We start from the raw sequence: 14,226 nt of genomic DNA on the forward strand, positions 1-14,226 counted from the left end.
ATTGGGTGGTGGTGCTGGGCGCGGCCGTCGGCGCGGGGTCGGCGGCCGTCGACCTGGCGGTAGCGATGGGGGCACGCGTGCTCGCGGCGGCGTCGAGCCCCGACAAACTCGCCCTGTGCCGGCAGCGCGGCGCGGAGGCGACCGTCGACTACGACGGCGAGGACTTGAAGTCGCGCATCCGCGAACTCACCGGCGACGCGGCGCGGGTGGTCATCGACCCGGTCGGCGGGTCCTACGCCGAGCCCGCCCTGCGGGCGCTCAGCCGCGGCGGCACCTTCGTCACCCTCGGGTACGCGGCGGGCATTCCGTCGATTCCGCTCAACCTCGTACTGCTCAAGGGAATCACGGTCCAGGGGATGGAGATTCGCACCTTCATGGCCGATCGTCCCGAAGACGCCGCGCGGGACATGCGCGAGTTGTCGGACATGTTCGCCGCCGGTGAGGTGCGCCCTTACATCGGCGCGCGTTTCGCGCTGGACGACGCGGCGGCGGCGTTGCGGCACGTGGCGGAGCGCAAGGTGCTCGGCAAGGTCGTCATCGACGTCGCGTGACTAGCGCGAGCGGAACCAGCTACGGCGTCACGATGTTGAAGCGCGGGTCGGGCTCGTCCAGCGCACCGAGGAAGGCCCCCAGGGCCGCCTGGTCCCCCGAAATCTCCACTCCCGGCGACGTGAAGTCCCCCATCGCGACCGTGAGGAGCCGGGACTTGTTCTCCAGCTTGACCGTAACGGTCGCCGTCTGCGGATCCGCCGGCACCTTGCGATACACCAGCACGCCGTTGCGCAGCGCGAGCCGATAGTTCACGGCCGCGTCGGCGAACGAGACGTCGACAGCCACGTCAAGGTCCCAGCTGCGGGGGCCGTTCACCCGGATGGCCAGGCTGTCGAAGATCTGCTCCGGCGTCAGCTGGTTGAGCATGGACATCGACGCCGCCGTCGTCGCGGTGCCGAAGTTGCCGGTGCGCAGCTCCGCCGCGCCGCTGAGGAAGAAGTTGCGCCAGGTCGCGTTCTCAGCGCCGTAGGCCAGCTGCTCGAGCGTTTCGGCATACAGGGCGCGGGCCGCATCGTGCCCGGGTTCGGTGAAGGCCGCGTGGTCCAAAAGCGTTGCCGCCCAGCGGAAGTCGCCGATGTCGAACGCGGCCCTGGCAAGCTCTACGACACGGTCGAGGCCACCCATCGCCTCGACGTAGCGGGGCGCCAGCGCCTCGGGCGGATGCGGCCACAGCCGCCCGGGGTTGCCGTCAAACCAGCCCATGTAGCGCTGGTAGACGGCCTTCACGTTGTGGTTGACCGACCCGTAGTACCCGCGGGCGTGCCAGGCCCGCTCCAGCGCCGGGGGCATCTGAAACATCTCGGCGATCTCTACGCCGGTGTAACCCTGGTTCAGCAGTCTCAGGGTCTGGTCGTGCAGGTAGGCGTACAGGTCGCGCTGCAGCGACAGGTACTCGACGATGTTGTCCCGTCCCCAGGTCGGCCAGTGGTGGGACGCGAACACCACGTCGGCGCGGTCGGCGAAGGTGTCGATCGCCTCGGTGAGGTAACCCGACCACGCGTGCGGGTCGCGAACCAGCGCCCCGCGCAGCGTCAGCAGGTTGTGCAGGTTGTGGGTGGCGTTCTCGGCCATGCACAGGGCGCGGAATCGCGGGAAATAGAAGTGCATTTCGGCCGGCGCCTCGGTTCCGGGCGCCATTTGGAACTCGATCTCCACCCCGTCGATCGTGTGCGTCTCGCCGGTCCGCCGGATGTCGACGGTCGGGACGATGACGGCAACCTCGCCGGTGGACGTGGCCTGCCCGAGTCCGCAGCCGACCTGATCCAGCGGCCCGCGCGGCAGCATCGTCCCGTACATGTAGGTGGCCCGGCGCGCCATGGCCGTCCCGGCGTAGACGTTCTCCTGAACGGCGTGCTCCACGAAGCCCTCGGGCGCCAGCACGGCGACCGCGCCGGAGTCCACGTCGGCCTGCGAGGTGACACCCAGCACGCCCCCGAAGTGATCGACGTGGCTGTGGGTGTAGATCACCGCGACGACGGGCCGGTCGCCGCCGCGGTGCTCGCGATACAGGTTCAGCGCCGCGGCGGCCACTTCGGTGGACACCAGCGGATCGATGACGATGATCCCGGTGTCCGTCTCGACGAAGGTGACATTCGAGAGATCGAGCCCGCGGACCTGGTAGATGCCGGGCACCACCTCGTAAAGCCCCTGCTTCGCGGCCAGGGTCGACTGCCGCCACAAGCTCGGATGCACCGACGTCGGCGCCGGGCCGCCCAGGAACGAATAGGCGTCGTTATCCCATACCACTCGGCCGTCGGCCGACGTGATCACGCACGGGGACAGCGCGGCAATGAATCCACGATCGGCATTGTGAAAATCTCTGTCGTCGTCGAATGGCAGCGCGTGATCGCGGTGTGCAGACTCGATGACCGGGGATGGGGCTTTGTGGTCCACCGCCAATACGATGCCATTAAAGGCGCTTCGGGGAAGTGGCCGACGAATGGAAGTTGATTTCTCAGGACCCTAGACCTGGCGTCCAGTTAACCCGCATACTGCCCATCGGTCCGTCAAAGACGACGGACCGCAGCGATCGGGCAAAGGAGAACAGGTGAAGCGTGGACTGACTGTTGCGGCGGTCGGAGCGGCCATTCTGGCCGCCGGCATCTCGGGGTGTTCGAGTAACAAGGGCACCACGGTCTCGGGTAACGGCGTCACGGCCAGCACCGGCGGCACGACGAAGGTCATCATCGACGGCAAGGACCAGAACGTCCAGGGCAGCACCGTCTGCACCAAGGCCGCCGGCAACGTCACCATGGCTGTCGGTGGCAGCAACACCGGCATCAGCGTCGTGCTCACCGACGCCAACCCGCCCCAGGTGAAGGCCGTCCAGCTCGGCAATGTCAACGGTGTGACGCTCCAGTACGCACAGGGTGGCCAGGGCAACGCCTCGGCGACGAAGGACGGCAACACCTACAAGGTGACAGGCAACGCGACCGGTGTCGACATGGCCAACCCGATGCAGACGGTCAACAAGCCGTTCGAGATCGACGTGACCTGCTCCTGACGTTCACGCGTGCGGTTGCCACCCGTTGAGTGGCAACCGCACCGTGAACTCCGTGTGCCCGGGTGAACTGTTCACCGAGATGGTTCCCTGATGCGCCTTGACGACCGCCGATACGATCGCGAGGCCGAGACCGGTGCTGCCCCCCTTGCGGGAGCGGGAGGAATCACCGCGGGCGAACCGCTCGAACACCTCGGATTGCAGCGCGGGCGGGATGCCGGGCCCGTTGTCGATCACCTGCAGCACGCTGTGCGACGGCTCGGTGGTCAGGCGCGTCGTCACGACAGTGCCCGCGCCGGTGTGGACGCGGGCGTTGGCGAGCAGGTTGGTCAGCACCTGGTGTAGCCGCGCCGCGTCGCCCGGCACCACCACGGGTTCTTCGGGCAGGTCGAGCTGCCACTGGTGGTCCGGCCCCGCGACGTGCGCGTCGTTGACCGCGTCCACCGCCAGCCGCGACAGGTCCACCGGTTCGCATTCCAGGGGCCGCCCGGAGTCCAGCCGGGCCAGCAGGAGCAGGTCTTCGACCAGCTGCGTCATCCGCTGCGTCTCCGACGCGACCCTGCTCATGGCGTGCGCCACCGCCTCGCGGTCGTCGCCCATGCGTTGGGTGAGCTCGGTGTAGCCGCGGATGGCGGCGAGCGGGGTTCGCAGCTCGTGGCTGGCGTCGGCGACGAACTGGCGCACCCGGGTCTCGCTCGCCTGCCGCGCCGACAGCGCCGCCGCGATGTGGTCGAGCATCCGGTTGAACGCCCACCCGAGTTGGCCGACCTCCGTCCCCGGGTTGGCGTCGGAATCGGACACCCGCACCGGCAGTTCAACCTCGCCGCGGTCCAGCGGCAGTTCGGCGACCCGGGTCGCCGTCTGCGCGACGCGGCGCAGTGGCGCCAGCGCGCTGCGGATGATGATGGCTCCCGCGGTCGTGGCGGCGGCCAGCGCGACGACGGTGACGATGCCGAAGATGACCAGCATCCGCATCAGCGTGGCGTCGATGTTCGCCATCGAAAGGCCGGTGACAATGACGTCTCCGCCGCTGCGGCTGGGTGCCGCGACCACGCGGTATCGGCCCAGCCCGTCGAGATTTAGGGTCTCCGGCTTGCGGCTGCCGGCGATAGCCTCCAGTTGGTCCTGCGCCTTGGGCGTCAGGCCCGCCCGGGCGCCGCTGCTGGTGAGGTAGCCGGCGTCGACCGTCCTACCGTGATCGACGATCGCGGCCACCATGCCGGTCGGCTGACCCGGCGCATCGAGGAACCAGGGACCCGGCCCGGGCCTCGGGTAAAAGGGCGGGTCGCGGCGCGGACCGGCCCGGTTGTGTTCGCGATGGATCAGCGCCGAACGTTCGGAGGCGCTTGCCAGCTGGCCGTCGAGCTGGGCCTTCAGGTGGTGCAGCAGCGCCAGTTCGGTGACGGCGGTGATGCCGATGCACACGACCGCCAGCACGACGACCTGCCCGACGAGCAGCCGTAAGCGCAGCGACCAGACCTTGCGATCGCTGCTCGCCCGTTGTCGCGACCCGCTCCTAGCGGGCCGGCTTGAGGACATAACCCGCGCCGCGCAGCGTGTGAATCATGGGCTCGCGCCCGTTGTCGATCTTCTTGCGCAGGTAAGAGATGTAGAGCTCGACGATGTTGGAGCGGCCGCCGAAGTCGTAGCTCCACACCCGGTCGAGGATCTGCGCCTTGCTGAGCACCCGCTTGGAGTTGCGCATCATGAACCGCAGAAGTTCGAACTCGGTGGAGGTCAACGAGATCGGTTCGCCGCCGCGCGTCACCTCGTGACTGTCCTCGTCGAGCACCAGGTCGCCGACGACCAGCTGCGCGCCGCTGTCGACGGTGGTCACGCCGGTGCGCCGCAACAGGGCGCGCAACCGCAGCACCACCTCTTCGATGCTGAACGGCTTGGTGACGTAGTCGTCGCCCCCGGCGGTGAGCCCCGCGATCCGGTCCTCGACCGAGTCCTTGGCCGTCAGCAACAGCACCGGCAGTTGCGGGTTCTCCTCGCGCAGCTTGTGCAGGACGTCGAGCCCGCTCATGTCGGGCAGCATGACGTCGAGGACGACGACGTCGGGCCGCTGCGCCCTGGCGGCGGCGATGGCCGACGAACCGTCCCCGGCGGTGGCGATGTTCCAACCCTCATATCGCAGCGCCATCGACACCATTTCGGCGAGCACGCTCTCGTCGTCGACGACGAGCACGTTGATCGGGTTGCCGTCGGCGCGGCACATGACAACCCGCTCGACGGAAGCCCGGGATTGCGTCACAGCTTTAGTATCCGCCGTCGGCTTGGCCGATGCTATGGCGCTGCTGTGTGCGGGCTGTGAAAGATCGCGTGGCCGCCGGGCGGCCACGCGATCCCCGTCAGTGCTGCGCGGTCTAATACCAATACCGGCGGCCGGCGACCGGGCGGCCAACCGAGCCCATGATCCAGAGCACCGCACCGATGACCAGTAAGACGATGCCGAGCACCCAAAGCAGATGGATGCCGAAAACGAATCCGAGAATCAATAAGACGATGCCGAGAATAATCATGACAACTTCCTTTGCGATGAGGGGATTTAGGCCGCGAGGCCACTGGGCATTGAACTCGGTTGCGGCACGTGGCAATCCTTGACCTTTGGGTTCACACCCGCGTAATTCAAGGGCCCCGCGACCACGGTTAACGCGATGTTTCCGGCTGTGACACAACTCGTTGAGCCGCCCTTGAAGTAATCACGCTGATACGCCGCGAAAACCCCAATGAGCAGCCACACCAGAACAATCGTGCCGATTATTCCGCTGCCACGCATGGTGACCTCCATTGTTCGAGAAAGATTTCCCGTGCGCCTAGCGTTACCCATTGCACTCACGTCTAAACATGGACGGCGGCGCTGTATTCGAAACGCAACCGCGTTTCAGGAGTTGGCGGCGAGCCACGCCGCCGCCCGCCGGTTCGACGCTCGCGACAGCCAGGCGTCCTGGATGAGCTCGGCCAGTTCCGCGCTGGTGATCTCCGCCAGCCGGCAGGCGCGCACCAGGACGGACGGATGGCCGTCGAAGCGGTCCGTGGTGAAGAAGGGCGATCCGGGATCCTGGATGAGCGCCAGCTTGTCGCTCTCGGATTCGACCCAGAGCATGATGACGTCGTCATATGGCCGGCCGGTGTCCGGGTCGGACGCGTCGGGTTGCGGAGTGCGGAAGAACACGAACGACTTTCCGCCCACCTGATAGATCGGGTTGCCTTTGGGGCCTTCCACCCGCTTGACATGCGGCATCGACGCGGCGATTCGATGCACGTCGGTCACGGTCGCGGGCCGCTCGGCCATGCCGCCGACATTACCGGCCGGTGTCGGCAGCGTGCCCAGTCGCATTGCCGCGAACGGAGATTGAACGTATCGCGCCGGAGGATTCGGGGTACGCGTTGCACTGTGACCGACACCCTGTTCGCCGATGTCTCCGAGTTTCAGGTGCCGGTGAACGACTCGTACCCGTACCGGGTCCTGTCGATCCGGGTCTGCGACGGCACCTACCGCGATCACAACTTCGCGGCGAACTACGCGTGGATGCGCGCGGCCCTCGACAGCGGACGGCTGACCTTCGGAATCGTGTACACCTACGTGCGGCCCAATTGGCTGGACAACGCCAACACGGTGCGTTCGATGATCGATGCCGCGGGTGGTCTGCACCCCCGAGTCGCGCTGATGCTCGACGTGGAGTCGGGCGGCAACCCGCCCGGCGATGGGTCGGACTGGATCAACGGCGTGTATTGGAACCTCGCCGATTACGCCGGCAATCCGGCGCGAATCATCGGTTACGCCAACAGTTATGACTTCTTCAACATGTGGCGGATTCGCCCGGAGGGGCTGCGCATGATCGGTGCGGGTTACGGGTCGAATCCGAATTTGCCCGGGCAGGTGGCTCACCAATACACCGACGGCACCGGATTCAGCCCCAACCTCCCGCAGGGCTGTCCGCCCTTCGGTCACTGCGACATGAACTCGGCCGACGGGCTCACGCCCGAGCAATTCGCCGCCGCGTGCGGCATCACAATGATCGGAGGATGGCTGATGGCGCTCACCGACGCCGAACAGGCGGAATTGTTGGCTAAGGTCCGCGACATCTGGGACCAGCTGCGGGGACCCGACGGCGCGGGCTGGCCGCAGCTCGGGCAAAACGGCCAGGGCCAGAACCTCACGCCGGTCGACGCGATCGCGGCGATCAAGCAGGATGTGGAAGGCAGGGTCTCGACGGCGTAGCGCGCCGGCCGAGCCTCAGTTCGTGCGCCGCTGCGCGGACACGAAAAGCGTTGGCGGCATGGAGTCCTCGGAGCCGGCCGGCATCTCGCGCGCATAACGCGCCATCAGCTCCGGGAAGGTCTGAGCGGACACATCCCAGCCATGCTCGCGCAGCCACGCGTCGACGGGCGTGCGTTCCTCGGCATACCAGAGGTCGTCGAAGTCCGTGATCTCGGCGTCGACCAGCCTGGCCGCCGCGGCCCGCATCCGCCGCATGTCGTCGCGTTGCCGCCGGACCAGCTCCGGGTCGGTGAAGCCCGCGCCGGGTACGTTCGAGGCCAGCCAACTGCCGGGCGCGCTCAGCGCGTGGATGCGTTCGAACAACAGGTCCTGTGCCTGTGCCGGCAGATAGCGGACCAGGCCCTCGGCCGACCAGGCCGCCGGTTTTGAAGGGTCAAACCCCGCCTCCCGCAACGCCTTCGGCCAGTCCTGTCGGAGGTCTATCGGGACGTTTACCAGGTGAGCCGCCGGTTGCGCGCCGTGGTCTCGCAGCGTGTGGGTCTTGAACTCCAGCACCTTGGGCTGGTCCAGTTCGTATACGACGGTTCCGTCGGGCCACGGCAGCCGCCACGTCCGGGCGTCGAGCCCGGACGCCAGGATCACGACCTGCCGCACTCCGGCATCGGCCGCGCCGAGGAAGAACTCGTCGAAGAACGCCGTCCGCGTGGCCATGAAGTCGATCATCAGCTGGATGCGCGCGTGCACCTCGGGCTCGAGCTCGATCGCCTTGGCCAACAGGTCGGGCCTGGTGTAGATGCTCCACAGGCCCTCCCCCGCGGCGTCGACGAAGACCCGCGCGAAGGGGTCGTTGATGAGCGGGTTGTCGCTCTCGGTCTCCGCGGCGCGGGCCGCGGCCACCCCGACGGCGGTGGCGCCCACGCTTTGAGTGATGTCCCAGGAATCGTTGTCGGTGCGCGGCATCGCCCTTGTCCCCTCCACAACTAGTTGTCCGCACCATTCTTCCAGTCCGGTGCGCCTAGGCTCTGTCCGGAGACGGTTCGATCGTGAGGAGTGGCGATGGCGCGTTCCCCGCAGGAAGTGTTCGCCCACCATGGGAAGGCGCTGGCGGCGGCCGATTTGGACGAGATCGTCGCCGATTACGCGGACGACGCCGTCGTGATCACCCCGGCCGGTGCCGCGCGCGGCCGCGACGGCGTCCGGGGGGCCTTCGCCACGTTGCTGGCCGACCTCCCCAACGCGCGGTGGAACCTCAAGAACCAGGTGTTCGACCGCGACGTGCTGTTCCTCGAGTGGGCCGCCGATTCGGATCTCAGCCGGGTCGACGACGGGGTCGACACCTTCGTGTTCCGGGACGGCATGATCTACGCGCAAACCGTCCGCTACACCGCGCGGCCCAAGTCCTGACCGTGGAGCACGTCGATCTCGGCGCCGTCGCCGACTGGATGACCACGCAGGGCCTGGGCGAGGGCCCGCTCGAGGACGTCGCCACCGTCACCGGCGGAACACAGAACGTGATGTTGCGCTTCACGCGGGCGGGCAGACCCTACGTGTTGCGCCGCGGACCGCGCCACCTGCGGCCCCGGAGCAACAGCGTGATTCTGCGCGAGACGAAAGTGCTTGCCGCCCTGGCGGGTTCGGACGTACCGCACCCCCACCTGATCGCCACCTGCGACGACGTGAACGTCCTCGGGGATGCGGTCTTCTACCTGATGGAGCCGGTCGACGGATTCAACGCGGGCGAAAGCCTGCCCCCGCTGCATGCCGGTGACGCCGACGTGCGGTTCCGGATGGGGCTGTCGATGGCCGACGCGCTGGCGAAGCTCGGCGCCGTCGACCATGTCGCGGTAGGCCTCGCCGACTTCGGCAAACCGGCCGGCTTCCTGGAGCGGCAAGTGCCACGGTGGCTTTCGGAGCTGGATACCTACAGCGAATACGAGAACTACCCGGGCCCGCAGATTCCCGGCGTCGACCAGGTGGCGGCCTGGCTCGAGGAGCGGCGGCCGACGAGCTGGAAGCCCGGCATCATGCACGGCGACTACCACGCCGCCAACGTGATGTTCTCCCGCACCGGGCCCGAGGTGGTCGCCATCGTCGACTGGGAGATGTGCACGATCGGCGACCCGTTGCTGGACCTGGGCTGGCTGCTGGCCACGTGGAAACAGCCCGACGGCGCCAGCGTGTTCAGCCATGCGCTCGGCGGCCAGGACGGGTTGGCCGGCACCGACGACCTGCTCCGGCAGTACGCGGCCAACACCACCCGCGACCTCACGGACATCACCTGGTACACCGTGCTGGCGTGCTTCAAGCTGGGCATCGTGATCGAGGGCACCTTGGCCCGCGCGTGCGCGGGCAAGGCCGAGAAGGCGGTGGGCGACCAACTGCACGCGGCCACGGTCCACCTCTTCGAACGGGCGCTGGCCCTGATCGACGCGGCCTGACGTCCGGCGGCCCGCCGCCCAGCGCGCTCCCAGAAAACGCCGTTACCATCTCCTGTCGTGCCGCCCTACCCCGAGGAACCCGACTTCTACTCCGAGCCCACGCAGGCCGCGCGCTACGGCGTCTACTACGACAGGGAGCCGGAACCGCCCCAACCTCCGCCGACGCCCTGGTACCGCCGCCCGGCGGCGCTCGTCGCGGCCGGCGCGATCGGGGTTGTCGTCCTGGGCGCGGCGGCGTTCGGCGTGATCAAGCTCGCGACCGGGTCACCCGCGCCCGCTCCGGCGGCGACGACCACGACGACGGCACCCACGACGACCGTGACCACGGTGACCACCACGACCCCGCAGCCGACCCGGCATCACGGCGGAGGCGGCGGTGGCGGCGCGCCGACCCAGACCGTCACGGAGACGGCCCCGCCGCCGAGCACCGACACCCCCACGACGACCGTCCCGCCGAGCACCGACACCCCGACGACGACGGTGCCACCCAGCACCGAGACCAGCACGGTCACCCAGACCGTGACGGTGCCGCCGCGCTGGGGGGCGTTCCAACCGCGCCCGTAGCGGCGGCCGGGGAAGTCGCGCGATACCGACACAATCTGGGCACCGGCCGGTTAGCCTCCCACTCGTGGAAGTCGGCGATTCGGTCAGGCGCTCACTGGACCATTGGGAACGGCGGGAATGGCACCCGGCGATGGTGCACGCATGCAATGCGGTCGACGGGACCGCGAAGCAGCGATATCCGCAGCTGGGCATCGCGAATCGGTTCAAGAGCACCATCCGCGATGCGCTCGACATCTTCGGCGTCATGGCGGCGCCGAGCGTCGACTTCCAACAGACCCGTTTTCCCATCGCGGTGAAGTCCGACCTGCCCGACGGCCGCCCCGACATCGCCGACGTCTTGTTCGGCATCTACCGCTGGAACCACGGCCACGAGGACGAACTGCCGAACGGCTACGAGCTGACCCCGCACGGGCCTCGCCCCTTGGGCTTGCACATCTGGCGCGAGGGCAAGATCCAGCTGCCGGCCGCGTCGGCGATCGGGTTGCTCGCTGTCGCCGTGTTCGCCCCGGAGAACAAGGGCCAGCAGATCCCCGACGGCTACACGCTCAGCTGGTTCCAGTACGTCTTCCCCATCTGCATCTGGTGGGGCTGGCAGGACCACTTCCGCGAGATCGTCGGCAGTTCCGAGATAGCCCGGTCGACACTCGACTTCGCCGAGTCGTGGGAGAACTGGACACCGGCCTAGCGCGGTTCGGCTGGCACACTACGGGCATGCGACCGACCGGCGGCCTCGTGCGCCCGGCGTCCCCGGAGGATGCGGCGGCCTGCGTGGCGATCTACCGCCCCTACGTCGAGCAGACGGCGATCAGCTGGGAGATCGAGGTCCCGGCCGTGAGCGAGATGGCGGCGCGCATCGCCGCGGCCCGCGCCACCCACGAGTGGCTGGTCCTCGAGGATGGCCACGGAGTCGTGGGCTTCGCGTACGGGCAGTCCTTCTACCGGCTGCCCGCCTTCCGCTGGTCGGCGCAGACGGGTCTCTACATAGAGGCCGGCCATCACCGCGCGGGCGGCGGCCGCCTGCTCTACACGCGGCTGCTGCACCGCCTTGCCGAGCGCGGCTACCGGCAGGCGCTGGCCGGGATCACCCAACCGAACGACGCCAGCAACGCGTTCCACCGATCCTTCGGCTTCGAAGACGCCGGGCTGTATCGACGCGCCGCGTGGAAACACGACGCATGGCACGACATCGCGTGGATGCAGCTGGACCTGCTCGGAGCCGCCGGCTCGGGCGATCCGCCGAGCCCGATCGCGTAAGCCGCCGCCTGTAGCCCGCTACGGCTTGGGGTCAGCGGCCTCCCCCGCCACCACCGCCGCCGCGGCCACCCGCGCCGCCGCCACCCAGACGGCCTCCGCCGCCACCACCGCCGAGGCGGCCACCGGCGCCGCCGCCACCCTGAAGGACCATCGTTTCCGCAGTGCTGAGTGTCATCATGGGCCGCAGGTTATCGCCGACCACCGCCCGTAACAACCAACGCAGTCTTACGGTTAGGCGACGCGGAGCGCACCGCTGCCTTTCCGCAGACGGGAGCACCCATGACGTGGCCCACCCTGCGCATGTCGGCCCTGGTGCCGGCGTCATTGTTCGCGGCCCTGACCTGGACCGGGCCATCGGCGCACGCCGACCCCGACCCCGTCTCGGTGGCCGCCTACCTGCAAACGCTCGATCAAGCGCACATCCCGTACGACAACCCGGCCCAAGCGATCGATCTCGGCGACCGGGTCTGTCAGCAGTCGCGGGGTGGCACCGGCTTCGACGACGTCGCCCAATCCGTCATCGGTGAGGGCTTCACGCCGGGACAGGCCGGAATCATCATGGGCGCCGCCGCGGGGACGTTGTGTCCCGACATGCAACCCGCAATGGACCGCTGGAGCAACACCTGAATTACGCCTCACGAGCTGTGCATCTGCACCAAAAGCCAACGCGAGGAGCGGAATCGAAATAGTGTGCGTCTGAAGATCGCACGGGGGAAACGTGGGGCGATCGGGTCGAGTGAGTCGTTGGAAACGCTGCTGCAGACAACGACGGGATTGCGCTAACCGGCACCGAGGGGGAGCGAATCTTCTCAGGGAGAGTCCTCGCGTGGCCCCACGGGTTTGCTAGTAGGGAGACAGATATGTCGTATGTGGTCGCGGCGCCCGAATTGATCACGTCGGCGGCAACGGATTTGGCCGGTGTCGGCACGACGATCAACTCGGCCCGCGCGGCCGCGGTGACCCAGACGACGGGGGCGCTGGCCGCTGCTGAGGATGAGGTGTCAGCGGCGACCGCAAAGTTGTTCGGCAGCTATGCCCAGGAGTTTCACACGGTCCTCGCTCAGGCGGCCGCGTTTCCTGAGCAGTTCGCTGCGTCGTTAGCCTCGGCCGGGAACGCCTATCTGGCGGCCGAGGCCGCCAACACCAGCGCGATCTCGGGCGCGTTGGGGCAGCTAACCTTGCCCGTCCAGTCGTCGCTGGGTGGAGTTTCCTCCGCCCCCGCCGCACTCAGCCCTATGGCGGTGCAGCCAGCGTTGCAGGGGACGACCATTGGTTTGTTCATGGGTGGCAGCGGCGACCCGCTCCCCCAGCTGTCGCCCGTGGCCCTCAGCTACATGAACCAACGCTTCAGCGTGCTTCCGGCGAATGCACGGGCCCTGTTTACCCCCGAGAACTTCTACCCGTTCACCGGGGTGAAGAGCCTGCCGTTGGATGTGTCGGTAAGCCAGGGCGTTCAGCTTCTCGACATCGCCATCAAGCAGCAGATCGCTGCTGGAAACAGTGTTGCCGTTTTTGGGGGCTCGCAGAGCGCCATCATTTCCTCACTGGAAATGGACAATTTGGCGAATCCGTTGCTCAACCCGACCCCGCCGACCGCGAATCAACTCGGCTTCACCCTGCTGGGCGATCAAATGAATCCCAACGGCGGCGTGCTCGCGCGGTTCCCGGGCTTCGCGGCGGGTCAGCCACTACGGCTGCCGAGCCTGGGGATTACGTTCTATGGCGCGACGCCCTCAAACACCATCTACCCCACCGACATTTACACGATGGAATACGACGGGTGGGCCGACTTCCCGCAGTACCCGCTCAATGTGATTTCGGACCTGAACGCTGTTGCCGGCATCTTATATGTGCACGGCGCCCTTGCGAGCCTCGATCCGTCGGCGCTTCCCCCTGGCTACACGATTCAACAATTGCCGACGTCGCCGGGCTACACCGGCGTTACCCACTACTACATGATGACCACGCCTAACGGTCTGCCGCTGTTGAATCCAGTGCGGGCGATACCGGTCATCGGCAACCCGATCGCCGACCTGCTGCAACCGGATCTGACGACGATCGTGAATTTGGGCTACGGCAACCCCGACTACGGGTGGAGCCAAGGGCCGGCGGATGTGCAAACCTATTTCGGGCTGTTCCCGGATGTCAGCCCACAGGTGATCGCTCAGCACCTGATCACCGGGGCACAGCAGGGAGCCACCGCCTTCGTGAGCGACATCCGCGCCGAAGCCTCGGGCTTCGCGCTGCCCGGCGTCTCGCCCTCGGTGGCATCGACGACCGCGACGGGCGGCGGGGGCCTGTCCCTGCCCGCGCTGGCGTCCGCGGTTGCGGCGGCCGTGTCGCCCGACAGCCTCATCGGGGGGATCCAGGGGGCGATCACCGATGTCGCCACCGGGATCTCGGGTGCTTCCGCGAATCTGTACGCAAATGCGCTTCCGACGGCAGACATCCTGAATGACATGGTTACCGTGATCCCGGCCTATGACGCCGACCTCTTCCTGAGCGGAATCCAGCAAGCGCTCGACGGGAACGTTGTTGGTGGATTGCAATATGCGCTCGTTGCTCCGCTTGCCGCCGACGCGGGGTTGCTCACGCTGCTAGGTGGTTTTGAGCTCATGCTCGTGCTGGCAGCGCTCTACCCGGCTTAGGACATTTGCCCCGATGCCCCGGTTCGGGGCTGGCGAGGCTGT

General features: G+C 67.6%; 17 protein-coding genes. 10 read left to right on the forward strand and 7 right to left on the reverse strand.

Annotation, left to right across the window (positions count from 1 at the left end; translation table 11 throughout):
• Positions 1-551, forward strand: a 551-nt coding sequence (locus tag GPY60_RS18210; RefSeq protein ID WP_156689093.1) for a zinc-binding dehydrogenase, incomplete at its 5' end; no start/stop codon positions are given.
• Between the two features lie 19 nt (positions 552-570).
• Here GPY60_RS18210 and GPY60_RS18215 read toward each other — a convergent pair.
• Positions 571-2,445, reverse strand: a complete 1,875-nt coding sequence (locus GPY60_RS18215) for an alkyl/aryl-sulfatase (protein ID WP_156689094.1) — start codon at positions 2,443-2,445, stop codon at positions 571-573.
• A gap of 154 nt (positions 2,446-2,599) precedes the next feature.
• Here GPY60_RS18215 and GPY60_RS18220 point away from each other — a divergent pair, with 154 nt between their 5' ends.
• The gene (locus tag GPY60_RS18220) at positions 2,600-3,055 is read left to right on the forward strand and encodes a lipoprotein LpqH (protein ID WP_156689095.1); all 456 of its coding nucleotides are present in this window, start codon (positions 2,600-2,602) and stop codon (positions 3,053-3,055) included.
• A 3-nt stretch (positions 3,056-3,058) separates the two neighbouring features.
• Here GPY60_RS18220 and GPY60_RS18225 read toward each other — a convergent pair whose 3' ends face one another.
• The 5 genes from GPY60_RS18225 to GPY60_RS18240 all read right to left on the reverse strand — a co-directional run bounded on the left by GPY60_RS18225 (position 3,059) and on the right by GPY60_RS18240 (position 6,350).
• A complete protein-coding gene (locus tag GPY60_RS18225) occupies positions 3,059-4,591 on the reverse strand; it encodes a sensor histidine kinase (protein ID WP_197283728.1) in 1,533 nt (510 codons plus the stop codon).
• Positions 4,569-5,273: a two-component system response regulator TcrX gene (gene tcrX, locus GPY60_RS18230; protein ID WP_156689133.1), complete on the reverse strand. Its 705-nt coding sequence runs from the start codon at positions 5,271-5,273 to the stop codon at positions 4,569-4,571. The genes GPY60_RS18225 and tcrX overlap by 23 nt, the downstream gene beginning before the upstream one ends.
• Before the next feature lie 148 nt (positions 5,274-5,421).
• The gene (locus GPY60_RS26685) at positions 5,422-5,577 is read right to left on the reverse strand and encodes a DUF6131 family protein (protein WP_090350090.1); all 156 of its coding nucleotides are present in this window, start codon (positions 5,575-5,577) and stop codon (positions 5,422-5,424) included.
• A 26-nt stretch (positions 5,578-5,603) separates the two neighbouring features.
• Positions 5,604-5,846 carry a hypothetical protein gene (locus GPY60_RS18235; RefSeq protein ID WP_197283729.1) on the reverse strand — a complete coding sequence of 81 codons (243 nt, stop codon included), beginning with the start codon at positions 5,844-5,846 and terminating at the stop codon, positions 5,604-5,606.
• 93 nt (positions 5,847-5,939) lie between these two features.
• Positions 5,940-6,350 carry an MmcQ/YjbR family DNA-binding protein gene (locus GPY60_RS18240; RefSeq protein WP_156689136.1) on the reverse strand — a complete coding sequence of 137 codons (411 nt, stop codon included), beginning with the start codon at positions 6,348-6,350 and terminating at the stop codon, positions 5,940-5,942.
• Positions 6,351-6,452: 102 nt separating this feature from the next.
• Between GPY60_RS18240 and GPY60_RS18245 the strand changes: the two genes are divergently transcribed.
• Complete coding sequence (locus GPY60_RS18245) at positions 6,453-7,280, forward strand: hypothetical protein (RefSeq protein WP_197283730.1); 828 nt, start codon at positions 6,453-6,455, stop codon at positions 7,278-7,280.
• 15 nt (positions 7,281-7,295) lie between these two features.
• On the opposite strand, the gene GPY60_RS18250 is transcribed toward GPY60_RS18245, so the two are convergent.
• Positions 7,296-8,240 carry a class I SAM-dependent methyltransferase gene (locus GPY60_RS18250; protein ID WP_156689096.1) on the reverse strand — a complete coding sequence of 315 codons (945 nt, stop codon included), beginning with the start codon at positions 8,238-8,240 and terminating at the stop codon, positions 7,296-7,298.
• 96 nt (positions 8,241-8,336) lie between these two features.
• On the opposite strand from GPY60_RS18250, the gene GPY60_RS18255 reads away from it, so the two are divergent.
• The 7 genes from GPY60_RS18255 (at position 8,337) to GPY60_RS18290 (ending at position 14,184) form a co-directional block, all read left to right on the forward strand.
• A complete protein-coding gene (locus GPY60_RS18255; RefSeq protein WP_156689097.1) occupies positions 8,337-8,684 on the forward strand; it encodes a nuclear transport factor 2 family protein in 348 nt (115 codons plus the stop codon).
• Positions 8,685-8,722: 38 nt separating this feature from the next.
• Positions 8,723-9,718: a phosphotransferase family protein gene (locus GPY60_RS18260; protein ID WP_156689138.1), complete on the forward strand. Its 996-nt coding sequence runs from the start codon at positions 8,723-8,725 to the stop codon at positions 9,716-9,718.
• 57 nt (positions 9,719-9,775) lie between these two features.
• Positions 9,776-10,282: a hypothetical protein gene (locus GPY60_RS18265; RefSeq protein WP_156689098.1), complete on the forward strand. Its 507-nt coding sequence runs from the start codon at positions 9,776-9,778 to the stop codon at positions 10,280-10,282.
• A 64-nt stretch (positions 10,283-10,346) separates the two neighbouring features.
• Positions 10,347-10,967: a hypothetical protein gene (locus GPY60_RS18270; protein ID WP_156689099.1), complete on the forward strand. Its 621-nt coding sequence runs from the start codon at positions 10,347-10,349 to the stop codon at positions 10,965-10,967.
• 26 nt (positions 10,968-10,993) lie between these two features.
• On the forward strand, positions 10,994-11,536 hold the full coding sequence (locus GPY60_RS18275; protein WP_156689100.1) for a GNAT family N-acetyltransferase: 543 nt from the start codon (positions 10,994-10,996) through the stop codon (positions 11,534-11,536).
• 279 nt (positions 11,537-11,815) lie between these two features.
• Complete coding sequence (locus tag GPY60_RS18285) at positions 11,816-12,163, forward strand: DUF732 domain-containing protein (protein ID WP_156689102.1); 348 nt, start codon at positions 11,816-11,818, stop codon at positions 12,161-12,163.
• A 233-nt stretch (positions 12,164-12,396) separates the two neighbouring features.
• Positions 12,397-14,184: a PE family protein gene (locus tag GPY60_RS18290; protein ID WP_156689103.1), complete on the forward strand. Its 1,788-nt coding sequence runs from the start codon at positions 12,397-12,399 to the stop codon at positions 14,182-14,184.
• The last annotated feature ends 42 nt before the right edge of the window (positions 14,185-14,226 follow it).

This window comes from Mycobacterium sp. Marseille-P9652, from assembly GCF_902652685.1.
Lineage (GTDB): Bacteria > Actinomycetota > Actinomycetes > Mycobacteriales > Mycobacteriaceae > Mycobacterium.

Coding starts and splice junctions, on each gene's coding strand:
- GPY60_RS18240 (WP_156689136.1), bottom strand. CDS start 6,350: ATGGCCGAGCGGCCCGCGACCGTGACCGACGTGCATCGAATCGCCGCG.
- GPY60_RS26685 (WP_090350090.1), bottom strand. CDS start 5,577: ATGATTATTCTCGGCATCGTCTTATTGATTCTCGGATTCGTTTTCGGC.
- GPY60_RS18275 (WP_156689100.1), top strand. CDS start 10,994: ATGCGACCGACCGGCGGCCTCGTGCGCCCGGCGTCCCCGGAGGATGCG.
- GPY60_RS18290 (WP_156689103.1), top strand. CDS start 12,397: ATGTCGTATGTGGTCGCGGCGCCCGAATTGATCACGTCGGCGGCAACG.
- GPY60_RS18285 (WP_156689102.1), top strand. CDS start 11,816: ATGACGTGGCCCACCCTGCGCATGTCGGCCCTGGTGCCGGCGTCATTG.
- GPY60_RS18250 (WP_156689096.1), bottom strand. CDS start 8,240: ATGCCGCGCACCGACAACGATTCCTGGGACATCACTCAAAGCGTGGGC.
- GPY60_RS18260 (WP_156689138.1), top strand. CDS start 8,723: ATGACCACGCAGGGCCTGGGCGAGGGCCCGCTCGAGGACGTCGCCACC.
- GPY60_RS18255 (WP_156689097.1), top strand. CDS start 8,337: ATGGCGCGTTCCCCGCAGGAAGTGTTCGCCCACCATGGGAAGGCGCTG.
- GPY60_RS18235 (WP_197283729.1), bottom strand. CDS start 5,846: ATGGAGGTCACCATGCGTGGCAGCGGAATAATCGGCACGATTGTTCTG.
- tcrX (WP_156689133.1), bottom strand. CDS start 5,273: ATGTGCCGCGCCGACGGCAACCCGATCAACGTGCTCGTCGTCGACGAC.
- GPY60_RS18225 (WP_197283728.1), bottom strand. CDS start 4,591: ATGTCCTCAAGCCGGCCCGCTAGGAGCGGGTCGCGACAACGGGCGAGC.